Source organism: Streptomyces sp. P13-3-3 (assembly GCF_050571355.1).
Lineage (GTDB): Bacteria > Actinomycetota > Actinomycetes > Streptomycetales > Streptomycetaceae > Streptomyces > Streptomyces althioticus.
Map to the genome: position 1 here is coordinate 5,809,522 of NZ_CP192228.1, position 17,603 is coordinate 5,827,124.

Sequence of the window (17,603 nt, forward strand, 5' to 3'; positions counted from 1 at the left end):
CCGGCTGGTACGGCGCCGGCGGGTGCGGGTAGGGTCCCGTGCCCGCCGGCGGCCGCGGGTCAGGCGTCGCTGTTGAGCAGGGCGGCCGTGAGGACGTGACCGCCTACGCCCCAGCCTCCGTCGGCGACCTCGTCGACGAGCACCACGGTGGTGGCGCGGGCGCGCTCACCGTAGATCTCCGCGTAGAGATCGGTGGTGCGCTCGACGATCTTCTTCTTGTCGTCGGAGCTGAGGGTGTCCGCGGGGACCTTGAAGTGGGCGAAAGGCATGAGTGGTACTCCTTGAGAGCTCTGTAGGAAGTGGCGGACGCGATACGGGCACCGTAGGGACGTCTCCCAGGTGGCCGGCACGTCCTGGGTGACCGGCAGGGCGACCGGCGGGAGGCTCAGACCATTCCGCCGTTGGCCCGCAGGACCTGGCCGTTCACCCAGTGTCCCGCCGGGCTGGTGAGGAAGGCGGCGACCCGGGCGATGTCCTCCGGGGTGCCCAGCCGCTCCAGCGGCGGGGTCTTCGCGAGCCGGTCGATCTCCTCCGGCGTCTTGCCGTCGAGGAACAGGTCGGTGGCGGTGGGGCCGGGGGCTACGGTGTTCACCGTGATGTCCCGGCCGCGCAGCTCCCGGGCGAGGATCAGGGTCATCGACTCGACGGCGGCCTTGCTCGCCACGTACGCGCCGTAGGCGGGGAACTGTGCTCCGACCACGGAGGTCGACACGCTTAGGAAGGAGCCGCCGGGCCGCAGTCGCCGCGCGGCCTGCTGGGCCACCACGAAGGCGCCGCGGATGTTGGTGCGGTGCATCGCGTCGAGGGCGGCCAGATCGAGGTCGGCGACGGGCGACAGGACGAGGCGGCCGGCGGCGTTCACCACGACGTCCACGCCGCCGAACTCCTGCTCCGCCCGGTCGAACAGCGCGGCGACCGCGTGCTCGTCCGCCACATCCGCCCGCACGGCGATCGCCCTCCCGCCGTCGGAGGTGATCGCCTTCACGGTCTCCTCGGCCGAGGCCGTGTCCCTGGTGTAGTTCACCACCACCGCCAGACCGTCGCGGGCGAGCTGGAGCGACACCGCGCGGCCGATGCCGCGCGAACCGCCGGTGACGACGGCGACCCGTGGGGGAGCCGGTGTGAGGAGACTGTCATTCGTAGTCATGCCTCCACGGTGCGCGGTCCCGGCAGGCGCAACCAGGGGATGCCATCCCCTGGGTCGCCCCTGGGGCGGCGCTACGGCCGAGCACAGAATGGTGCACATGGGTTCTGCGAAGTACACCGAGCTCGGAGCGTTCCTGCGGTCGCGCCGGGACCGCATCCGGCCGGCCGACGTGGGTCTCCCCGCCGGGCCGCGGCGCCGGGTACCCGGGCTGCGCCGGGAGGAGGTGGCGCAGCTCGCCGGGGCATCGGTGGACTACTACAACGAGCTCGAACGCGGGGCGGGCTCCCAGCCCTCCGAACAGATGATCGCCGCTCTGGCCCGGGCACTGCGGCTGACCGCCGACGAGCGCGACTACCTCTACCGGCTGGCGGACCGCCCCGTGCCCGCCCCAGGCACCGCGGCCTCGCACGTCCACCCCGGCATGCTCGACCTGCTCCAGCGGATGCCGTCCACTCCCGCGCAGGTCATCACCGACCTCCACGTCACGCTGGTGCAGAATCCGCTCGCGGTGGCGTTGCTCGGTGACCAGTCGGGATTTCGGGGGCCCCGCGCGAGCTTCGTCCACCGGTGGTTCACCGAGCCCGAAGCGCGCCTGCTCTACCCGGAGGCCGACCACGCGACCCAGTCGCGGGCGTTCGTCGCGGACCTTCGCGCGGCCGCTGCCCGCAGGGACGCCAAGGACATCGAGGCCGCCTCGATGATCCGCACCCTGCTGCGGGTCTCGCCGGAGTTCGCCGCCCTCTGGGCCGACCATGACGTGGCATTCCGCCGCGACGACCGCAAGCGCATCCAGCACCCCGCCCTCGGGGTCGTGGAGGTCAACTGCCTGAACCTGTTCAGCGAGGACGGCCGACAGCGCCTGCTGTGGTTCACCCCGGCCCTGGGCACCGACAGCGCGGACCTCCTCGATCTGCTGGCGGTCCTCGGCACGCAGGACGTGGTCGAGTCCGGGGCATGAGGGACCCGGTCGACCGGAGGTGCTCCGGCAGGCACGGGCCTCGTGACCTGCGCCGGGCCCACCTCACCCTTCTTCTTGTTGCCAGGTAACCTCATCCACATCAATGCGGCCCGACGGGCTTCCGCTCCACCCCGGTGGAGTCTCGAAGGACATGCCCCCACCCGCACGAGTCACTTCGTGCTGCCTGGGGGAAGTCCTTGCTGTTCCGCGCGTCCGCAAAAACGGTCGCCGTCATGGCGCTCGACGGTTCGCTGTTCCTGCACCTCATCGACCAGTTCGTCCACATGCACGGCTACCGGCCCGGCACCTCGGAGGTGCGCTCCTGGGAGCGCAGCCTTCCCGTCCTGGCCGCCGCGCTCAACGACGCGAGCCTGGGCGACGTGGAGATGATGCTGGAGTACGCCCTCCCGCTGAACAGCAAGCGTGCCGACGTGGTCCTCGCAGGCGTGCACCCCTCTACCGGGGAACCGTCGTACGTGGTGGTGGAGCTGAAGCAGTGGAGCGAGGTCCGGCCCCACGAGGACGATCCCACACTGTGCCACGTCGAGCCTTATGTGCACCCCGTCCTCAACCCCGTCGAGCAGGTGCGCCGTTACTGCGACTACCTGGTCAACTTCAACGGAGCTGTGGCCGAACGAGGACACCGGGTCAGCGGGGTGGCGTTCCTGCACAACGCCACCGAGTTCGACGTCGCCGCCCTGCGGGAGATCGAACGTGACGGCCGCGGGCTGCTGTTCACGGGGCAGCGCCGCGGCGAGTTCCTCGACCATCTCCGTTCCAAGCTGAGCGATCGCCACTCCGGCGCCCGTGCGGCGGACGAACTGCTCTCCGGCGCCACGGTGCCGTCGAAACAGCTCATGTCGGTGGCTGCCGTGGAGGTGCGCGAGCGGCAGCAATTCGTGCTGCTCGACGAGCAGCAGGTCGCCTACCGCATGGTGCTCAACGCGGTGGAGAAGGCCAAGCGCGCAGACCGCAAGGAGATCGTCATCGTGACCGGCGGTCCCGGCACGGGCAAGAGCGTGATCGCTCTCCAACTGCTCGGTGAGCTGTACCGGCGAGGGATGCCTGCCCTGCACGCCACGGGCTCCCAGTCGTTCACCAAGACGATGAGGAAGGTCGCCGGCTCCCGCAAGCGCGAGGTGCAGGACCTGTTCAAGTACTTCAACAGCTTCATGACCGCCGAGAAGAACAGCCTGGACGTCCTGATCTGCGACGAGGCCCACCGCATTCGGGAGACCTCGGCGAACCGGTACACGCGTGCCGAGCACCGCACCGGCAAGGCCCAGATCGACGAACTCATCGACATCGCCTACGTGCCCGTTTTCCTTCTCGACGAGCACCAGGTGGTACGGCCGGGCGAGATGGGCACCGTCGCCGACATCGAGGCGGCAGCGGCCAAACGGGACATCCCTTGCCACGTCATCCCGCTGGAGAGCCAGTTCCGCTGCGGTGGCAGTGACGCCTACCTGCGCTGGGTCGTCCGGCTCCTCGGCCTCGAAGCCGGCGCCCCTGTCGTCTGGGAGCCCGACGACCGTATGCAGCTGCTGGTCGCCGACAGCCCGCAGGAGATGGAAGCGTTCCTCGAGGCCCGGCGGGCGGAGGGTTACGGCGCCCGCATGTCCGCCGGCTACTGCTGGCCTTGGTCCCCGGAACCGAAGCCAGGTCACCCGCTTCCGCTGGACGTCATCATCGGTGACTGGGCCCGCCCGTGGAACCTGCGGGGCGAGCGCTCGCTCTCCGGTGCGCCCCCAGCCGCCCTGTGGGCCACCGACCCGGCGGGCTTCGGCCAGGTCGGCTGCGTGTACACCGCTCAGGGCTTCGAGTACGACTGGTCCGGCGTCATCATCGGCCCCGACCTGCTGTGGCGCGGCGACCGCTGGATCACGGACCGAACGGCCTCCAAGGACCCGGTGTTCAAGAAGTCCACCCCGGACGCCGACGTGGACCGCCTGATCCGCAACACCTACAAGGTGCTGCTTACGCGAGGCATGGTCGGCACGGTCGTGTACTCGACGGATCCGGAGACGCGCGGAATGTTGCGGGAGTTGGCGGGCGGTCGGCTGGAGCAGCGCGTTTCCACGGTGTGACGGGGGCACGTCCACGCCACGGAGCACACGATCCGGCCATGATGGCTGTGCTTCGCGTCGACCACGGCGTCGCCGTCGTCCGTAGCGCGGCTGGTCTCCCTAAGATTCGAGGTACTGATTGCGGCCCGACGGGCTTCCTTACGAGGACATGCCCCCACCCGCACGAGTCACTCGTGCTCTGGGGGACCCACCTCGTGTCCATGCTCCTGCTGCGACTGGCAGCGCAGGATCTGCTGACGTTGAACTCAAGGCGCCGCATGGTGCCGCACCTGGCCGCCAGGTGGCGGCACTTCCGAGGCGCCGACGCCTCGCTGTCGGAGCGGTCCGCGTGGGCCGAGAGCCTCGTGCACCTCGCGGAGGACCTGGTCGCCGCCGGTCGCGGGAACGTGGAGATGATCGTCGAGTGTGCCGCCACCCTTGACGAGGCCGACCGCCCCGCCGACCCGAGGCTCATCGACGTCGTTCTGGTGGGCCATCACCCCGACGACAAGCGGCTGTCCGTCCAACTGGTCGAGCTGAAGCGCTGGTCAACGGTGACCAGGGTGGAGCGAGCCACCGCGGAACTGGTCCACGTACCGGGGATGGGCAGGAAGAAGCACCCCGCCCTGCAGTTACGCGAGTACTACGAGGCGTTCACGGGCGGCAGGGGCCCACTGAGCGGACTGGACTTCGAATGCGGGGGGTTCGCCTACTTGCACAACGCCACCGACGCGTCCGTCCGGCCTCTGGTCGACGTGGACGCTCCGACCGGCGCCTACGCTGCCGTCTACACGAATGACCGGCGCGAGCAACTGATCTCCGACCTCCGCAAGCACTTTGCCGACGAAGGGGGCGCCTCCGCGGCCGAGATACTGCTGCAGAATATGGGCTTACGCAACACACCCCTGCTCGACGCCATGATCCGCTCCCGCGGCGAGGACACGGTCTTCACCTTGCGTGGCCGGCAGAAGAGGGTCGCCGAGCAGATCCTGGAAACCGCGGCCGAGGTTCTCCCGGATCCGCAGCGCCCCGCCCTCGTGCCGGACGAGCGGCGCGTGGTCTTCCTCGTCACCGGCGGCGCCGGTACGGGGAAGAGCGCCATCGGCCTGCAGATCAAGGCGGAGCTGGAGGCGGGGGGCCACACGGTCAAGTACGCCAGTGGCAGCAGGGCCTTCAACGGCGCGATCCAGGAGCACGTCGGTTACGGGGACCGGGAGTTCAGGGAGAGCTTCACCTACTTCAGCAACTTCGTCACCCCTCCGGACCCGCTCTTGGACGTGCTGATCTGCGACGAGGCGCACCGCCTGCGGGAACGCTCGACCAACCGCTTCTGGAAACCCGAACACCAGGGCACCAAGCCCCAGGTCGACGAACTCCTCGACGCGTCCCGTCTGACCGTGTTTTTCCTCGACGAAGGGCAGACCGTACGACCCAACGAGGTCGGCACCGTTGACTTGATCAGGAACGCGGCGCGACGGCGCGACACCGCCCTTCTCGAGTACGAACTCCGGGAACAATTTCGCTGTGGGGGCAGCGACGCTTACATCCGCTGGGTACGGGCGTTGCTCGGTATGACGGACGATGAGCCCCAGCAGTGGACGCCGGACGGCCTGATGCATGTCGAGGTGGCGGACAGTCCGGAGGAACTCGAACGGATCATCCGCACCGAGGCGCTCGCCGGAGCGTCCGCCCGCCTCGTCGCGGGGTACTGCTGGCCGTGGACGAAACCGATCGGCAAGGAGAGGCGGCTGGAGGCCGACGTGCGGATCGGCGACTGGCACCGGCCCTGGAACGCGGACAGCGACGCCTACTGCGACGACGGGGCACCGCCGTGCAGGATCTGGGCCGTGCACGAGAAAGGGCTTGACCAGATCGGCTGCGTGTACACGGCACAGGGCCTTGAGTGGGATTGGTGTGGCGTGATTATGGGCGAGGACATGGTGCGCCGGGACGGCCGGTGGGTGTTCCGCCGGGGCAAGGCACGGAGGGACCCGGAGACCGGTGTCAAGCACGTCGCCGTCCCGGGCTCGTTCGACCCCAAGGTGAAGGTGGGCAGCGTCGATGAGGAGGAGTTCTCCCGGCTGGTCCGCCACGCCTACCATGTACTGATGACCCGGGCGAGCCGGGCGACGGTGCTTTACTCCACGGACGAGGAGACCCGGAACTACCTGAAGGAACTGGTCGGCGAGGTCCAGGTCCACGGGCTGCGCCCCACTTGGGAGAACCTTCCGGAGGAGGCACGCGTGCCGCACCTGCCCCGGCCGCGCCGAGGGCGGGGCTCCCGTCGGAGGCGCCAGAGCACGGGGCCGCACGCTCCCGACCTGTACCTGTTCTGACGCGCGCCGCCTGCATGCGGGGTGGCGGGCTCTCCGGGCCCGCCACAGGCCTGCTCAGAGGAACAGGCGCGCTGCCGCCACCAGGGCCGTCACCACGACCTGGGTGACGACACCCGCGGCGACGTCGACCAGGATCTCGCGAAGCCGGTAACGACGTGCAGGCTTGTACTCAACGGGATTCATGGATGTCCACTCCTTGGCGTGACCTGGGAATGGCGGGACCGCCCTTCCGGGCATCCGCGGTCACGCCGCGTGCGACACGCAGCGGAAACCACTCGTCAGTCACAGCCGGGAACCGGCATCCGAAACTCCGCCGACGTACCCTCCGGGAAGGTGCGCAGCGAGATCAACGGTAGTGGACCATCAATACGAGCCCACGCCTTTTCAGCCAATGCCGGGATGCGGTTGACGAGCGGTTCCCGGCTCGGCTGCGGCCGAGCCGGGGCTTGACAGCCTTTCGAAAGGGCCTGCGCGCCGCGGACCGGCGTTGCGTCACGACTCCTCATCGTTGTTCTCCGCGTCGTTGATGAGGGGAGCGAGGAGAGGGTGGACTCTGAAGCCGGACGTGCGGCCCGGACCGTTCTTGTACTCAGCCGTGAGAACAGGAACCGCTGAGTCCGGGATCAGCCCTTGCTTCTGCAGCTTGCGGCTGATCCGAGTGATTGGCTTGGTGAAGCCTCTCAGCGTTCGATCGTCGTCGTAGTCACAGAGGTCGTAGACCGCTTCCGGTTCCGCATGACCGTCCATGGCTGCCGCGTAGCGGATGACCGCCACACGGTTTGTGTAACCCTCGTATTCCAGCCCGCGGAACAGAGCCTCGAGGGCCTCGACGGTCCATCCGCCATAGGTGACGCCTGCTTCAATGCGCTCGACTCGCTCGATGTCCTCGACGGAACCAGCCTGAAGACTGAGTCGCAGTACGGGGGCGGCGACTTCCAGGAACTGCTTCGGCGACAGCAGGTAAAGGCGGCCTCCGCCACGTGCCCGTAGCTCCGCCGTCAACTCCGGTCGTGGGCCTCGGTTGTGGCCCCGCTCCTTGCGCCACCAGTCTTCCTTCGCGTCCGCGGTCACGAACAGGACATCGCACTGGCGGCGGGATGCCTCTCGCAGCAACTGTTCCCAGACGAAGAAGTCACCGACCGCCCCGTTGCCGTCCTTCTTGGCGTCCATGTAGCCGGGTGGCACGCGCTGGTCGACACGCTTCTGACCCAACGCGGTCAACGCGGCGCGGTCTTCCGGGGAGAAGGAAGGCCCCACCCTGCCGGTCAGTGCCGGCTCCAGCTTGGCGATCACCGGATCGGTACTCGTGTCGTGACCGATGTGCTGCCACTCGCCCTCACCAACCTCATTGATCTTCTTTCGGACTTCTTCGAAGACCTCGCTCAACCGATCGTGGAGCTCCTTGAAGTCGTCATCGCTCAAAGCGACCCGGTTGGCCCAGGTGCGCAGCGTTTGTACCGCTTGCACCGAGTGACCGCTCATCTCCTGGGCGGCCTTGGCGCTGGTCGACCGTGCCTCGGAAATGGTGGTCTCCCGGTTCCGCCAGAACTCCACCAGGACCTGGTGGGGAATCCATAAACGATCACCCAGGGCGCCGAGCGCCGCCAGAAGATCGGCACGGGCCTGCTCGGTGTAGCGGTAGAGATTGAGCAGGACGTTGGCGTCCGGGGTGACGAGGCCATTCGTCAGCACCGAGCCGAAATCCGCAGTCGTCGGAGTGCGGAAGGCTCCGAAGTCGTCGAACAGTCCGCGGATGTTCGTGTCGGTCTCCGTGGTGTTCGTCATCGTTCCCCCGGTTGCTGCCCACGTCGGCCCCCTTGCCCACGTGCCTGGCGGTGACCCTAGTGTTTCTCCGGTAGGGAGGAATGGCGGATGGCGGAACTCGTACACGTCGGGACGTCGACCGGTTCCTGCGGGGCGGGGGCGATGGCCAGAACCCGGGAGTGACGACTGCGTGGAGGCCGTGTGGACGCTCCACTTCGTGTGCCTCCACGACAGAGGAGGGTGGCGCTGTGCTCAACTCGCGCAACCCGGCCTAACTGGAGCGCTCCGGGTGATATATCGATATATGGCCCGCGTTGTTGCCGTATGTCTGTGCGAAGCGTGGCGTCCCATTGTGATCACGCGAGCCCTATGTCCTATAGTCCCGTCCTTCACCGCCTCTTTTCATGCCACAGGCAACCACTAGGATCTGCCCCGGGGACCTGACCATGGGGAACGGCGGTCCTCGAAGGACACGAGAAGCGGGGAACAGGCATGCGGGAAGGCCGGTGGGTCACGGTCACCGAGTCCGAGTTCGAGCACGAACGCCGCGGCCTGGAGGCGATCCGCCAGAAGCTGCCGGACGCCGACCCCTGGCGGGCTTGGTCGAACTTCACCTTCACCGCGAACACCGGTCACGTCCGCGAGGTCGACCTGCTGGTCGTCGCCCCCGGCGGAGCCTGCATGATCGAGCTGAAGGACTGGCACGGCTCGGTCACCTCCGAGAACGGCACCTGGGTCCAGACCACCCCCGGCGGCCACCGCCGCACCCACGGCAACCCGCTGCACCTGGTCAACCGCAAAGCCAAGGAGCTGGCCGGCCTACTGGCCCAGACCGGCGCCAGGCGGGTCTGGGTCGCCGAGGCGGTCTGCTTCACCGACAACAGCCTCCGCGTCCGGCTGCCCGCCCACGACCAGAACGGCGTCCACACCGTCGACGAGCTGGTCGAGATGCTCAAGCAGCCCCCGCGCGACGAGCGCCGCCGCGTCACCGCGATCGGCTCCCGCGAGATCGCGGCGGCCCTGAAGAGCATCGGCATCCGCAAGAGCGACGCCCAGTACAAGGTCGGCCCCTACGAGCTGGAGCGGAAGTCCTTCGACTCCGGGGAGACCTGGGCGGACTACCTGGCCCGCCACAGCGACCTGCCCGAGGCCGCGCGCGTGCGGATCTACCTCAGCGAACGCGGCTCGGAGGCCTCCCTGCGCCAGTCCGTCGAGAACGCCGCCCGGCGCGAAGCCGTGGTACTGGGCCGCTTCAAGCACCCGGGCGTCGTCCAGCTCAAGCAGTACTTCCCCTCCGGGCACGCTGCCGGACCCGCGCTGATCTTCGACTACCACCCGGACACCCTGAAGCTGGACGAGTACCTGGTCCGGTACGGCGAGAAGCTGGACATCCTCGGCCGGATGGCGCTGGTGCGCCAGCTCGCCGAGACGATGCGCTCCGCGCACGCCAGCCGCATCCACCACCGCGCGCTCGCCGCCCGCTCCGTCCACGTCGTCCCCCGCCCGCGCGGCCGCAAGGGGCAGGCGGTCGGGGAGGAGGCCGCCTGGCTCACCCCGCAGCTGCAGATCTCCGACTGGCAGATCGCCACCCAGCGCAGCGGCGACTCCTCCTCCGGACAGGGCATGACCTGGTACGCGCCGACTGCCCTGTCCGCCATGCACCTGGGCACCGACGCCGACGCCTACCTCGCCCCGGAACTGACCGCCCTCCACCCCGACCCTGTCTACCTCGACGTCTACGGGCTGGGCGTCCTCACCTACCTGCTGGTCACCGGCAAGGCCCCGGCCGCCAGCCAGGCCGAGCTGCTGGCCCGCCTGGAGGCGGGCGAGGGCCTGCGCCCCAGCTCCCTGGTGGACGGCCTCTCCGAGGACGTGGACGATCTGGTCCAGGCCGCCACCGCCTACCGCCCCGGCCAGCGCCTCTCCAGCGTCGACGAGTTCCTGGAGCTGCTGGAGGTCGTCGAGGACTCCCTCACGGCCCCCGCCGCGGCCGTCGACGGGCACGCCGAGGAGGAGACCGGGGAGAGCGCCGACAAGGACCCGCTGGAGGCCGTCGCCGGCGACGTGCTCGCCGGCCGGTGGGAGGTCCGCCGCCGCCTCGGCACCGGCTCCACCAGCCGTGCCTTCCTCGTCCGCGACCTGGAGGCGGAGACCCGCAGGACGCGACCGCTGGCGGTGCTGAAGGTCGCCCTGTCCGACAGCCGCGGCGAGATCCTCGTCCGCGAGGCCGAGGCCATGCGCCACCTGCGCCCTCACTCCGGCATCATCCGCCTCGTCGAACCCGAGCCGCTGCACATCGCCGGCCGCACCGTCCTGGCCCTGGAGTACGTCGGCGACGAACGCGACGACGCCGGTGAGGGCGCCGAGGGCGCATCCCGCCCGCGCCGCCGCGAGGAGACCGTCGCCCGCCAGCTCCGCGAGCACGGCCGTCTCCCGGTCGACCAGCTCGAGGCGTACGGCGACTACCTCTTCGGCGCCGTCGACTTCCTCGAGGGCGAGGGCGTCTGGCACCGCGACATCAAGCCCGACAACATCGCCGTCCGCATCCGCCCCAACCGCACCCGCGAACTCGTCCTCATCGACTTCTCGCTGGCCGGCTACCCGGCGAAGAACACCGACGCGGGCACCGAGGGCTACCTCGACCCCTTCGTCGACGTCATCACGCGCGGCTCCTACGACTCCCACGCCGAGCGGTACGCCGTCGCCGTCACCCTGCACCAGATGGCCTCCGGCGAGCTGCCCAAGTGGGGCGACGGCAGCGTCCTGCCGCGCATGACCGACCCGAAGGAGTGGCCGTATCCGACCATCGCGGCCGAGGCCTTCGACCCGGCCGTGCGGGACGGGCTCGTCGCCTTCTTTCAGAAGGCCCTGCACCGCGACGCGGGCAAGCGGTTCCCCGAGCTGAAGCCGATGCGGGACGCCTGGCGCAAGGTCTTCCTCGACGCCTCGCAGACCGTCCCCTCCAGCCACCGCACCCGCCCCACGGCCCCCGCCGACCGGACCACACCCGCCGAGGGCGCCGCCGCAGGAATCGCGGACGCCGAGCCGGAGACCGCCGAGCAGCAGCGCGACCGCCTCGCCGCCGAGGTCACCCGCGACACCCCGCTGACCGTCTCCGGCCTCACTCTCGCCGCCCAGTCCTTCCTCTACGGCCTGGGCCTCACCACGGTCGGCGACCTCCTCGACTACAGCCGCCGCAAGCTCGTCAACGCCCCTGGTCTCGGCGCCAAGACCCGCAACGAGGTCCAGCAGCGGCAGCGCGAATGGGGCGAGCGGCTGCGCGAGATCCCGGTCTCGCCGCTCACGCCGAAGGGCCGGGCGGAGGCGAAGGAGGAGCTGGAGCAGCTCACCGCCGCCGAGTCGGCCCTCGTCGGGCAGCTAGCGACGGGCGAGTCGGCGGGCGCGCTGTCCGCCCGCACCCTGCGCTCCGTCAGCCTCGACACCCTCGCCACCGTCTTCGTGCCGGCCGTCAACAACAACGGCTCCAACCGCAACAAGGCGGAGATGGTGCGGCTGCTGCTGCGCCTGCCCGACGAGCACGGCGTCCTGCCCGGCATCGGCGTCTGGCCCAAGCAGAAGGACGTCGCCGACGCGCTCGGCCTCAGCCACGGCCGCATCCCGCAGATGCTCAAGGACGAGCGCAAGCGCTGGAAGGCGGAGCCCGCCGTCCAGGCACTGCGGGACGAGATCATCGACCTGCTGGAGAGCATGGGCCGCGTCGCCTCCGCCGTGGAGATCGCCGACGCCCTCGCCGTCCGGCGCGGCACGCACCTCGCCGGGCGCGAGCAGCGGCGCGCGATGGCCCTGGCGGCGGTACGGGCCGTCGTCGAGGTCGAGCAACTGGTACCGCAGGAGGCCGAGTTCCAGCACCAGCCGAACCGCAAGGCGACCGACGAGTCGCTGGGCGCCGGCCTGCTCGCCCTCGACGTGCGCGAGAACGACGCCCCGGACACCCCGACCGCGCCCGGCCTGCTGGACTACGCGATGCGCCTGGGCAAGACGGCCGACCGGCTCGCCCGGCTGGACACCCTGCCCACGGCCGCGACCGTCCTGGCCGAACTGGGCGCGCTGACGGTCCCGCCCGGCGCCGTCGACTGGGACGAGCGGCGCATGGTGGAACTGGCCGCCGCCGCGTCGCTGAACGCCGCCGCCACCCCGCGCCTGGAGATCTACCCGCGCGACCTGTCCCTCGTCCGGGCGCTCCGCCTCACCCAGGCCGGACTCGTCCGCTGGATCCCGGGCGTCCCGGAGGGCCGACAGCCCGGCCTGACCGGCGAGGACGTGCACGAGCGGGTCCGGGTCCGCTTCCCCGAGGTGGTCGTCCCGGACGGACGCGGCGGCACGACCCACGAACTGCCGACCGGCGGCCCGCTCACCAAGGCGCTGCGCGACGCGGGCTTCGAGCTGTCGCTGAGCATGCGCGAGGACACAGGCACGCTGCGCTACCTGCCGACGCGGGTGGAGGACGCCTCCAGCTACCTCACGACCGGCGCGTGGCGGCAGTCGACGCGCACGGGCACGGTGACGCGGTACGCGGACGACCCGCAGCTCGCGGGCGCGGTCCGCGCGGAGGAACGACTGCTCGCCTCGGCCCACCGGGACGGGTACCGGGTGCTGACCGTACGGCAGCAGCTCGTGCGGGACGCGGTGCGGGAACTGGGCGCCGAACGGCTGGGCGCGGGGGCGGTGTCGGTGACCGAGCTGTTCCTGGAGGCCCTGCACGCCCAGGTCACACCGGGCACCAAGCCGACCTGGGAGACCCTGCTCAAGGCGGACGCCGCCGAGCCGGGGTCGAAGGGTGCGGTGCGGTTCGCGGAGTACGCGCGGACGGCGTGGGGCTCGGTCGAGCCCCGGATCGCCGCGCTGCTGGGCAACGGTGGCGGTGCGGGGCCGGTCCTGCTGACGGAGGCCGGGGTGTTCGCCCGGTACGACGCGATGGGCGTCCTGGACCGGCTGGCGTCGGCGGCCCGGCGGGGCGGGCGGGGGCTGTGGCTCCTGGTCCCGCAGAACGACCCCTCACGTGAGCCCCGGCTCGGGCAGGCGGCCGTGCCGTACCAGGCCGGCCTGGGGGAGTGGATCCAGCTTCCGGACACGTGGGTGGGTAACCGCCATCGCGGATCCGGCGAGGTTGTGGCAAGTGGTGTCGAGGGAGACGCGAAGTGATCGACCGCAAGGCTCTGTTGGACGACCTGAAGCAGCAGGTCAAGGCGGTCGAGGCCGACCTCGGCAAGCAGGTGAAGGCGCTCGGTGAGGTCGGTGCGCGGCTGCGGGCCGAGTACGACCAGGCGCGCAAGCTGGGGCGTACGGCGGCGACGTGGAACTCGTGGCTGGACGAGCGGGTCACGCAGGTCGCGGTGGCGTGGGTGCTGGGGACTGTGTTCGTGCGGTTCTGCGAGGACAACCGGCTGATCCCGGAGCCGTACCTGACGGGGCCGGACGGTGACCGGCGTGAGCTGGCGGAGTCGCGATACGACGCGTACGTGGAGTTGGACGACGACCCGACCTACCGGGGGTGGCTGGAGAAGGCGTTCGACGAGCTGGGGCAGGGGCAGGCGGGACGGCTTCTCTTCGACAAGCGGCACAACCCGCTGTACCAGGTTCCGCTGTCGCACGACGGTGCGCGGGAGCTGGTCGAGTTCTGGCGCCAGCGGGACGAGGCGGGCGTTCTCGTTCACGACTTCACCGACCCGCTGGACGAGGATGGTACGAAGGGCTGGGACACGCGGTTCCTGGGTGACCTGTACCAGGACCTGAGCGAGGCCGCACGCACCACGTACGCGCTACTGCAGACGCCGGAGTTCGTGGAAGAGTTCATCCTCGACCGGACGATGAACCCGGCGGTGCGGGAGTTCGGGTACGAGGGCCTGAAGATGATCGACCCCACGTGCGGCTCGGGGCACTTTGTGCTGGGGGCGTTCCAGCGGCTGGTCCGGCTGTGGGCTGAGGAACAGCCAGGCAAGGACGTGCACGAGCGGGTGCGGGAAGCGCTGGACTCAGTGCACGGCGTGGACATCAACCCGTTCGCAGTAGCCATTGCTCGATTCCGGTTGCTTGTGGCAGCGATGGCGGCCAGTGGGGTGCGGACAGTCGCTGAGGCGGCGAAACACAACTGGCCAATGCACCTTGCGGTGGGTGACTCGCTAATTAAGAATCAACAGCTGGGGCTATTTAGTGCGGTCGATGGTCAGGACGAGCTGGCCTCATTCGCATATGCCACAGAGGATCTGCGTGACGAGCATTCGGGAATCTTGCAGTCGGGGCGGTACCACGTCGTGGTCGGAAATCCGCCCTATATTACTGTCAAGGATAAGAAACTGAACGAGTTGTACCGTGAGCTATATGACGCTTGCGGCGGCACCTATGCACTCTCGGTCCCATTCGCGCAGCGGTTTTTCGAACTGGCCAAGCAGGGGCATGTCGATGGCCATGGGTATGGCATGGTTGGGCAAATCACCGCGAATTCGTTCATGAAGCGTGAGTTCGGGGCAAAGCTCATCGAGAGCTACTTCCGGGATCGGGTCGAGCTGACGGAGGTTATTGATACTTCGGGTGCCTATATCCCCGGGCATGGGACTCCGACGATCATTCTAGTGGGTAAACGTCGCGAAGGCGTTCTACGTTCTGCCACGATTCGCACGGTGCGAAGCGTGCAGGCAGAACCTGCTGTGCCGAAGACGAGCGAAAACGGCTTTGTTTGGAGAGCGATCGTCGACCAGATCGACAATCCGGGAACCGTGAGTCAGTGGGTTTCGGTGGACGATCTGGACCGCGAGCGTTATTTCGCTAGGCAACCTTGGATCCTTTCGGATGGCGGCCTCGAAATGGTTGAGCAGCTCGAGAAGGGAAGTAATTTTTCTCTGAAGTCGGAAATCGAGCCGCCTATTGGTCGTGCGATCCGTGCTGGTGCCGACGAGGCTTACATTCGCCCCATGCGGGCTACTTATAGGGCTGATTCCAATCGAGTCGGGCTGCGCCCTCTGATGACTGGGGAGATCGTTCGAGATTGGAACGCTTCTCCTGACGAGGCGATCTGGTTTCCGTATGCCAATGAATTGGCGCCCGGAGACTTGGCAAGGGAGTTGTGGCCACTGCGGCGGCTTCTTCAGGCGCGCCGTACCTTCCAAGGAGATATGAGTGATGCGGGCCTGCAGTGGTGGGAATACATGCAGTTCACTCCGTCAGCTTACCGAACCAATCTCTCCCTCTCATTTGCCGAAGTAGCTACACATAACCACTTTGTACTGGATCGCGGTGGAAAAGTGTTCAAGCAAACGGCTCCAGTAATTAAGCTTAGTCCGGATGTGACCGAAGAGCGGCACGTAGAGCTACTCGGACTGCTTAACAGTTCGGTTGTAGCTCTTTGGCTCAAGATGGTGTGTCACAATAAAGGGCGCCCTGGTGCTGAGCAGGCGGGCGCAGATGAGCCGTGGGAAAATCGTTATCAGTTTAACGGTTCGAACGTCGAGCGTGTACCGCTGCCTTCCTCGTATCCTACTGCTCTCGCAAAGTCGATGCAGAGCCTGGCGGAACTTTTGTCGCGCTACAATCCTGCTGTAGTGGTGGCCTCGGGGGTGCCGACGGCGCAGAGGCTTCGTGAGGCTCGTAAATTTTGGGAGTCCACTCGGGGGCAAATGATCGCTCTACAGGAAGAGTTGGACTGGCAGGTCTACTCTCTTTACGCCCTTATTGAGCAAGAGATCATTTCCCCCAGTGAAGACGTTCCTGTAATCGATCCTGCTGAACGTGCTTTCGCTATTGTACTCGCTCGTAAGCAGCAACGAGGAGAGGTCAACACCTCATGGTTCCAGCATCACAACCATAATTTCACTCCTGTCACCGAAATTCCGGCTCACTGGCCCGCCTCCTACCGTGATGTCGTGCAGAAGCGGATCGACGCGATCGAGTCGAACAGGGCCATCGGCATGGTCGAGCGCCCCGAGTACAAGCGCCGTTGGGCTACCGAGGGCTGGGATGCCCTCCAAGAGAAGGCCCTGCGCTCCTGGCTGCTGGACCGCATGGAGAACCGCGACCTCTGGTTCGACGAGAACGGCCAGCCCACCACCCTCACCCTCTCCCGTCTCACCGACGCCCTCTCCCGCGACGAGGACTTCGTCTCTGTCGCCAAGCTCTACGCGCCCCGCAAGGACCTCCCCCAGGTCGTTGCCGAGCTGATCACCAACGAGCACGTGCCGTTCCTCTCCGCTCTGCGCTACAAGCCCTCCGGGCTGAAGAAGCGCGCGGACTGGGAGGAGATCTGGGACCTCCAGCGCAAGGAGGACGCAGCGCCCGACGAGCCGGCCAAGCGGAAGATTCGGGACTCCATCCCCGTACCGCCGAAATACAACTCGGCCGACTTCCTGCGTCCCCCTTACTGGAGGGCGCGCGGCAAGCTGGACGTGCCCAAGGAGCGGTTCATCTCCTACGGCCAGACCAACGCCGCCACCCCCGAGCTGTACGGCTGGGCCGGCTGGGACCACAAGGAGCAGGCGCAGGCGCTGGCGACTTACTTCACCAACACCGCGCTGTCCACCGAGGAGATCACCCCATTCCTCGCCGGCCTGCTGGAACTCCAGCCGTGGCTGTACCAGTGGCACAACGAGTTCGACATGCTCTACAGCGGCTCCCCGGCGGACTTCTTCGCCGGTTACCGCCAGCAGAAGCAGGGCGAGCACGGGCTCACGGACGATGACCTCCGTGGCTGGCGTCCCCCGGCTGCGACCCGAGGTCGTCGCGCAGCAGCGAAGAAGTAGCCAGGAGTAGATCGACATCCGTCGGTTCAGGGGCCACCCGATGCGTCAGCGGGTGGCCCTTTGTCTGTGAGTGCAGCTCCGCCCACACGGTCTTGCCCGGGGCGGTCTTGCGAGGGTTGACGCCCCAGTCGTCCGCGAGGGCGGCGACCAGAAGCAGGCCCCGGCCGGACTCGGATAGCGAATCGGTCGCCGAAGGGCTGGCGGTCGGGGGCTGTTTCTCAGCGCGGGTGTCGGTCACCTCGATACGGAAGGTGCCCTCGGTCAGGGTGAGCTGGACGTGGAAGTCCCGGCCGGGGACGTGGCCGTGCTGGACGGCGTTGACGGTGAGTTCCGCCGTGATGAGGGTGTGTGTCTCGTTGACCGTGGTCGCGTACGGGTAGCCCCAGTCGTTCAGGCGGTGCGAGACGAGTCTGCGAGCGAGGCGGGCACCGCGTGGCGTTGACGTGAAGCGCATAGTGAACTCGCGTTCGAGCGCGGGGTGCTGCTGCATATGCCCATTCGGGGGAGTTGCTGACTTCATAGGGTCAACGGTGTCGAACTCTGCGTAGCGTTGACCAGGAGTGATGCACTGACGGGTGCGGG

Annotated in this window: 10 protein-coding genes; 5 read left to right on the plus strand and 5 right to left on the minus strand. The window is 68.2% G+C overall.

What is annotated here, in order from left to right; translation table 11 throughout:
• Positions 1-59 precede the first annotated feature (59 nt).
• Both ACQZOG_RS26105 and ACQZOG_RS26110 read right to left on the minus strand, forming a co-directional pair.
• A complete protein-coding gene (locus tag ACQZOG_RS26105) occupies positions 60-269 on the minus strand; it encodes a tautomerase family protein (RefSeq protein ID WP_033273663.1) in 210 nt (69 codons plus the stop codon).
• 116 nt (positions 270-385) lie between these two features.
• A complete protein-coding gene (locus tag ACQZOG_RS26110; protein ID WP_033273662.1) occupies positions 386-1,147 on the minus strand; it encodes an SDR family oxidoreductase in 762 nt (253 codons plus the stop codon).
• 97 nt (positions 1,148-1,244) lie between these two features.
• On the opposite strand from ACQZOG_RS26110, the gene ACQZOG_RS26115 reads away from it, so the two are divergent.
• From ACQZOG_RS26115 to ACQZOG_RS26125, 3 genes are all read left to right on the plus strand, one after another.
• A complete protein-coding gene (locus ACQZOG_RS26115) occupies positions 1,245-2,105 on the plus strand; it encodes a helix-turn-helix transcriptional regulator (RefSeq protein WP_359518296.1) in 861 nt (286 codons plus the stop codon).
• Between the two features lie 197 nt (positions 2,106-2,302).
• Positions 2,303-4,192 carry a DUF2075 domain-containing protein gene (locus ACQZOG_RS26120; RefSeq protein WP_391604955.1) on the plus strand — a complete coding sequence of 630 codons (1,890 nt, stop codon included), beginning with the start codon at positions 2,303-2,305 and terminating at the stop codon, positions 4,190-4,192.
• 38 nt (positions 4,193-4,230) lie between these two features.
• On the plus strand, positions 4,231-6,507 hold the full coding sequence (locus ACQZOG_RS26125; RefSeq protein ID WP_430741857.1) for a DUF2075 domain-containing protein: 2,277 nt from the start codon (positions 4,231-4,233) through the stop codon (positions 6,505-6,507).
• Positions 6,508-6,561: 54 nt separating this feature from the next.
• Here the strand turns inward: ACQZOG_RS26125 and ACQZOG_RS26130 are convergent, their stop codons facing one another.
• The gene (locus ACQZOG_RS26130) at positions 6,562-6,690 is read right to left on the minus strand and encodes a DUF6408 family protein (RefSeq protein ID WP_225627849.1); all 129 of its coding nucleotides are present in this window, start codon (positions 6,688-6,690) and stop codon (positions 6,562-6,564) included.
• 309 nt (positions 6,691-6,999) lie between these two features.
• The gene (locus ACQZOG_RS26135) at positions 7,000-8,292 is read right to left on the minus strand and encodes a PIN domain-containing protein (RefSeq protein ID WP_430741858.1); all 1,293 of its coding nucleotides are present in this window, start codon (positions 8,290-8,292) and stop codon (positions 7,000-7,002) included.
• Between the two features lie 471 nt (positions 8,293-8,763).
• On the opposite strand from ACQZOG_RS26135, the gene pglW reads away from it, so the two are divergent.
• On the plus strand, positions 8,764-13,434 hold the full coding sequence (gene pglW, locus ACQZOG_RS26140) for a BREX system serine/threonine kinase PglW (RefSeq protein WP_430741859.1): 4,671 nt from the start codon (positions 8,764-8,766) through the stop codon (positions 13,432-13,434).
• Entirely contained in the window at positions 13,431-17,021 is a 3,591-nt protein-coding gene (gene pglX, locus ACQZOG_RS26145; RefSeq protein ID WP_430741860.1) for a BREX-2 system adenine-specific DNA-methyltransferase PglX, read from the plus strand. Before pglW ends, pglX begins: the two co-directional genes overlap by 4 nt.
• Here pglX and ACQZOG_RS26150 read toward each other — a convergent pair.
• Positions 16,948-17,511 carry an ATP-binding protein gene (locus tag ACQZOG_RS26150; RefSeq protein WP_430741498.1) on the minus strand — a complete coding sequence of 188 codons (564 nt, stop codon included), beginning with the start codon at positions 17,509-17,511 and terminating at the stop codon, positions 16,948-16,950. The genes pglX and ACQZOG_RS26150 overlap by 74 nt on opposite strands.
• Between the last annotated feature and the right edge of the window lie 92 nt (positions 17,512-17,603).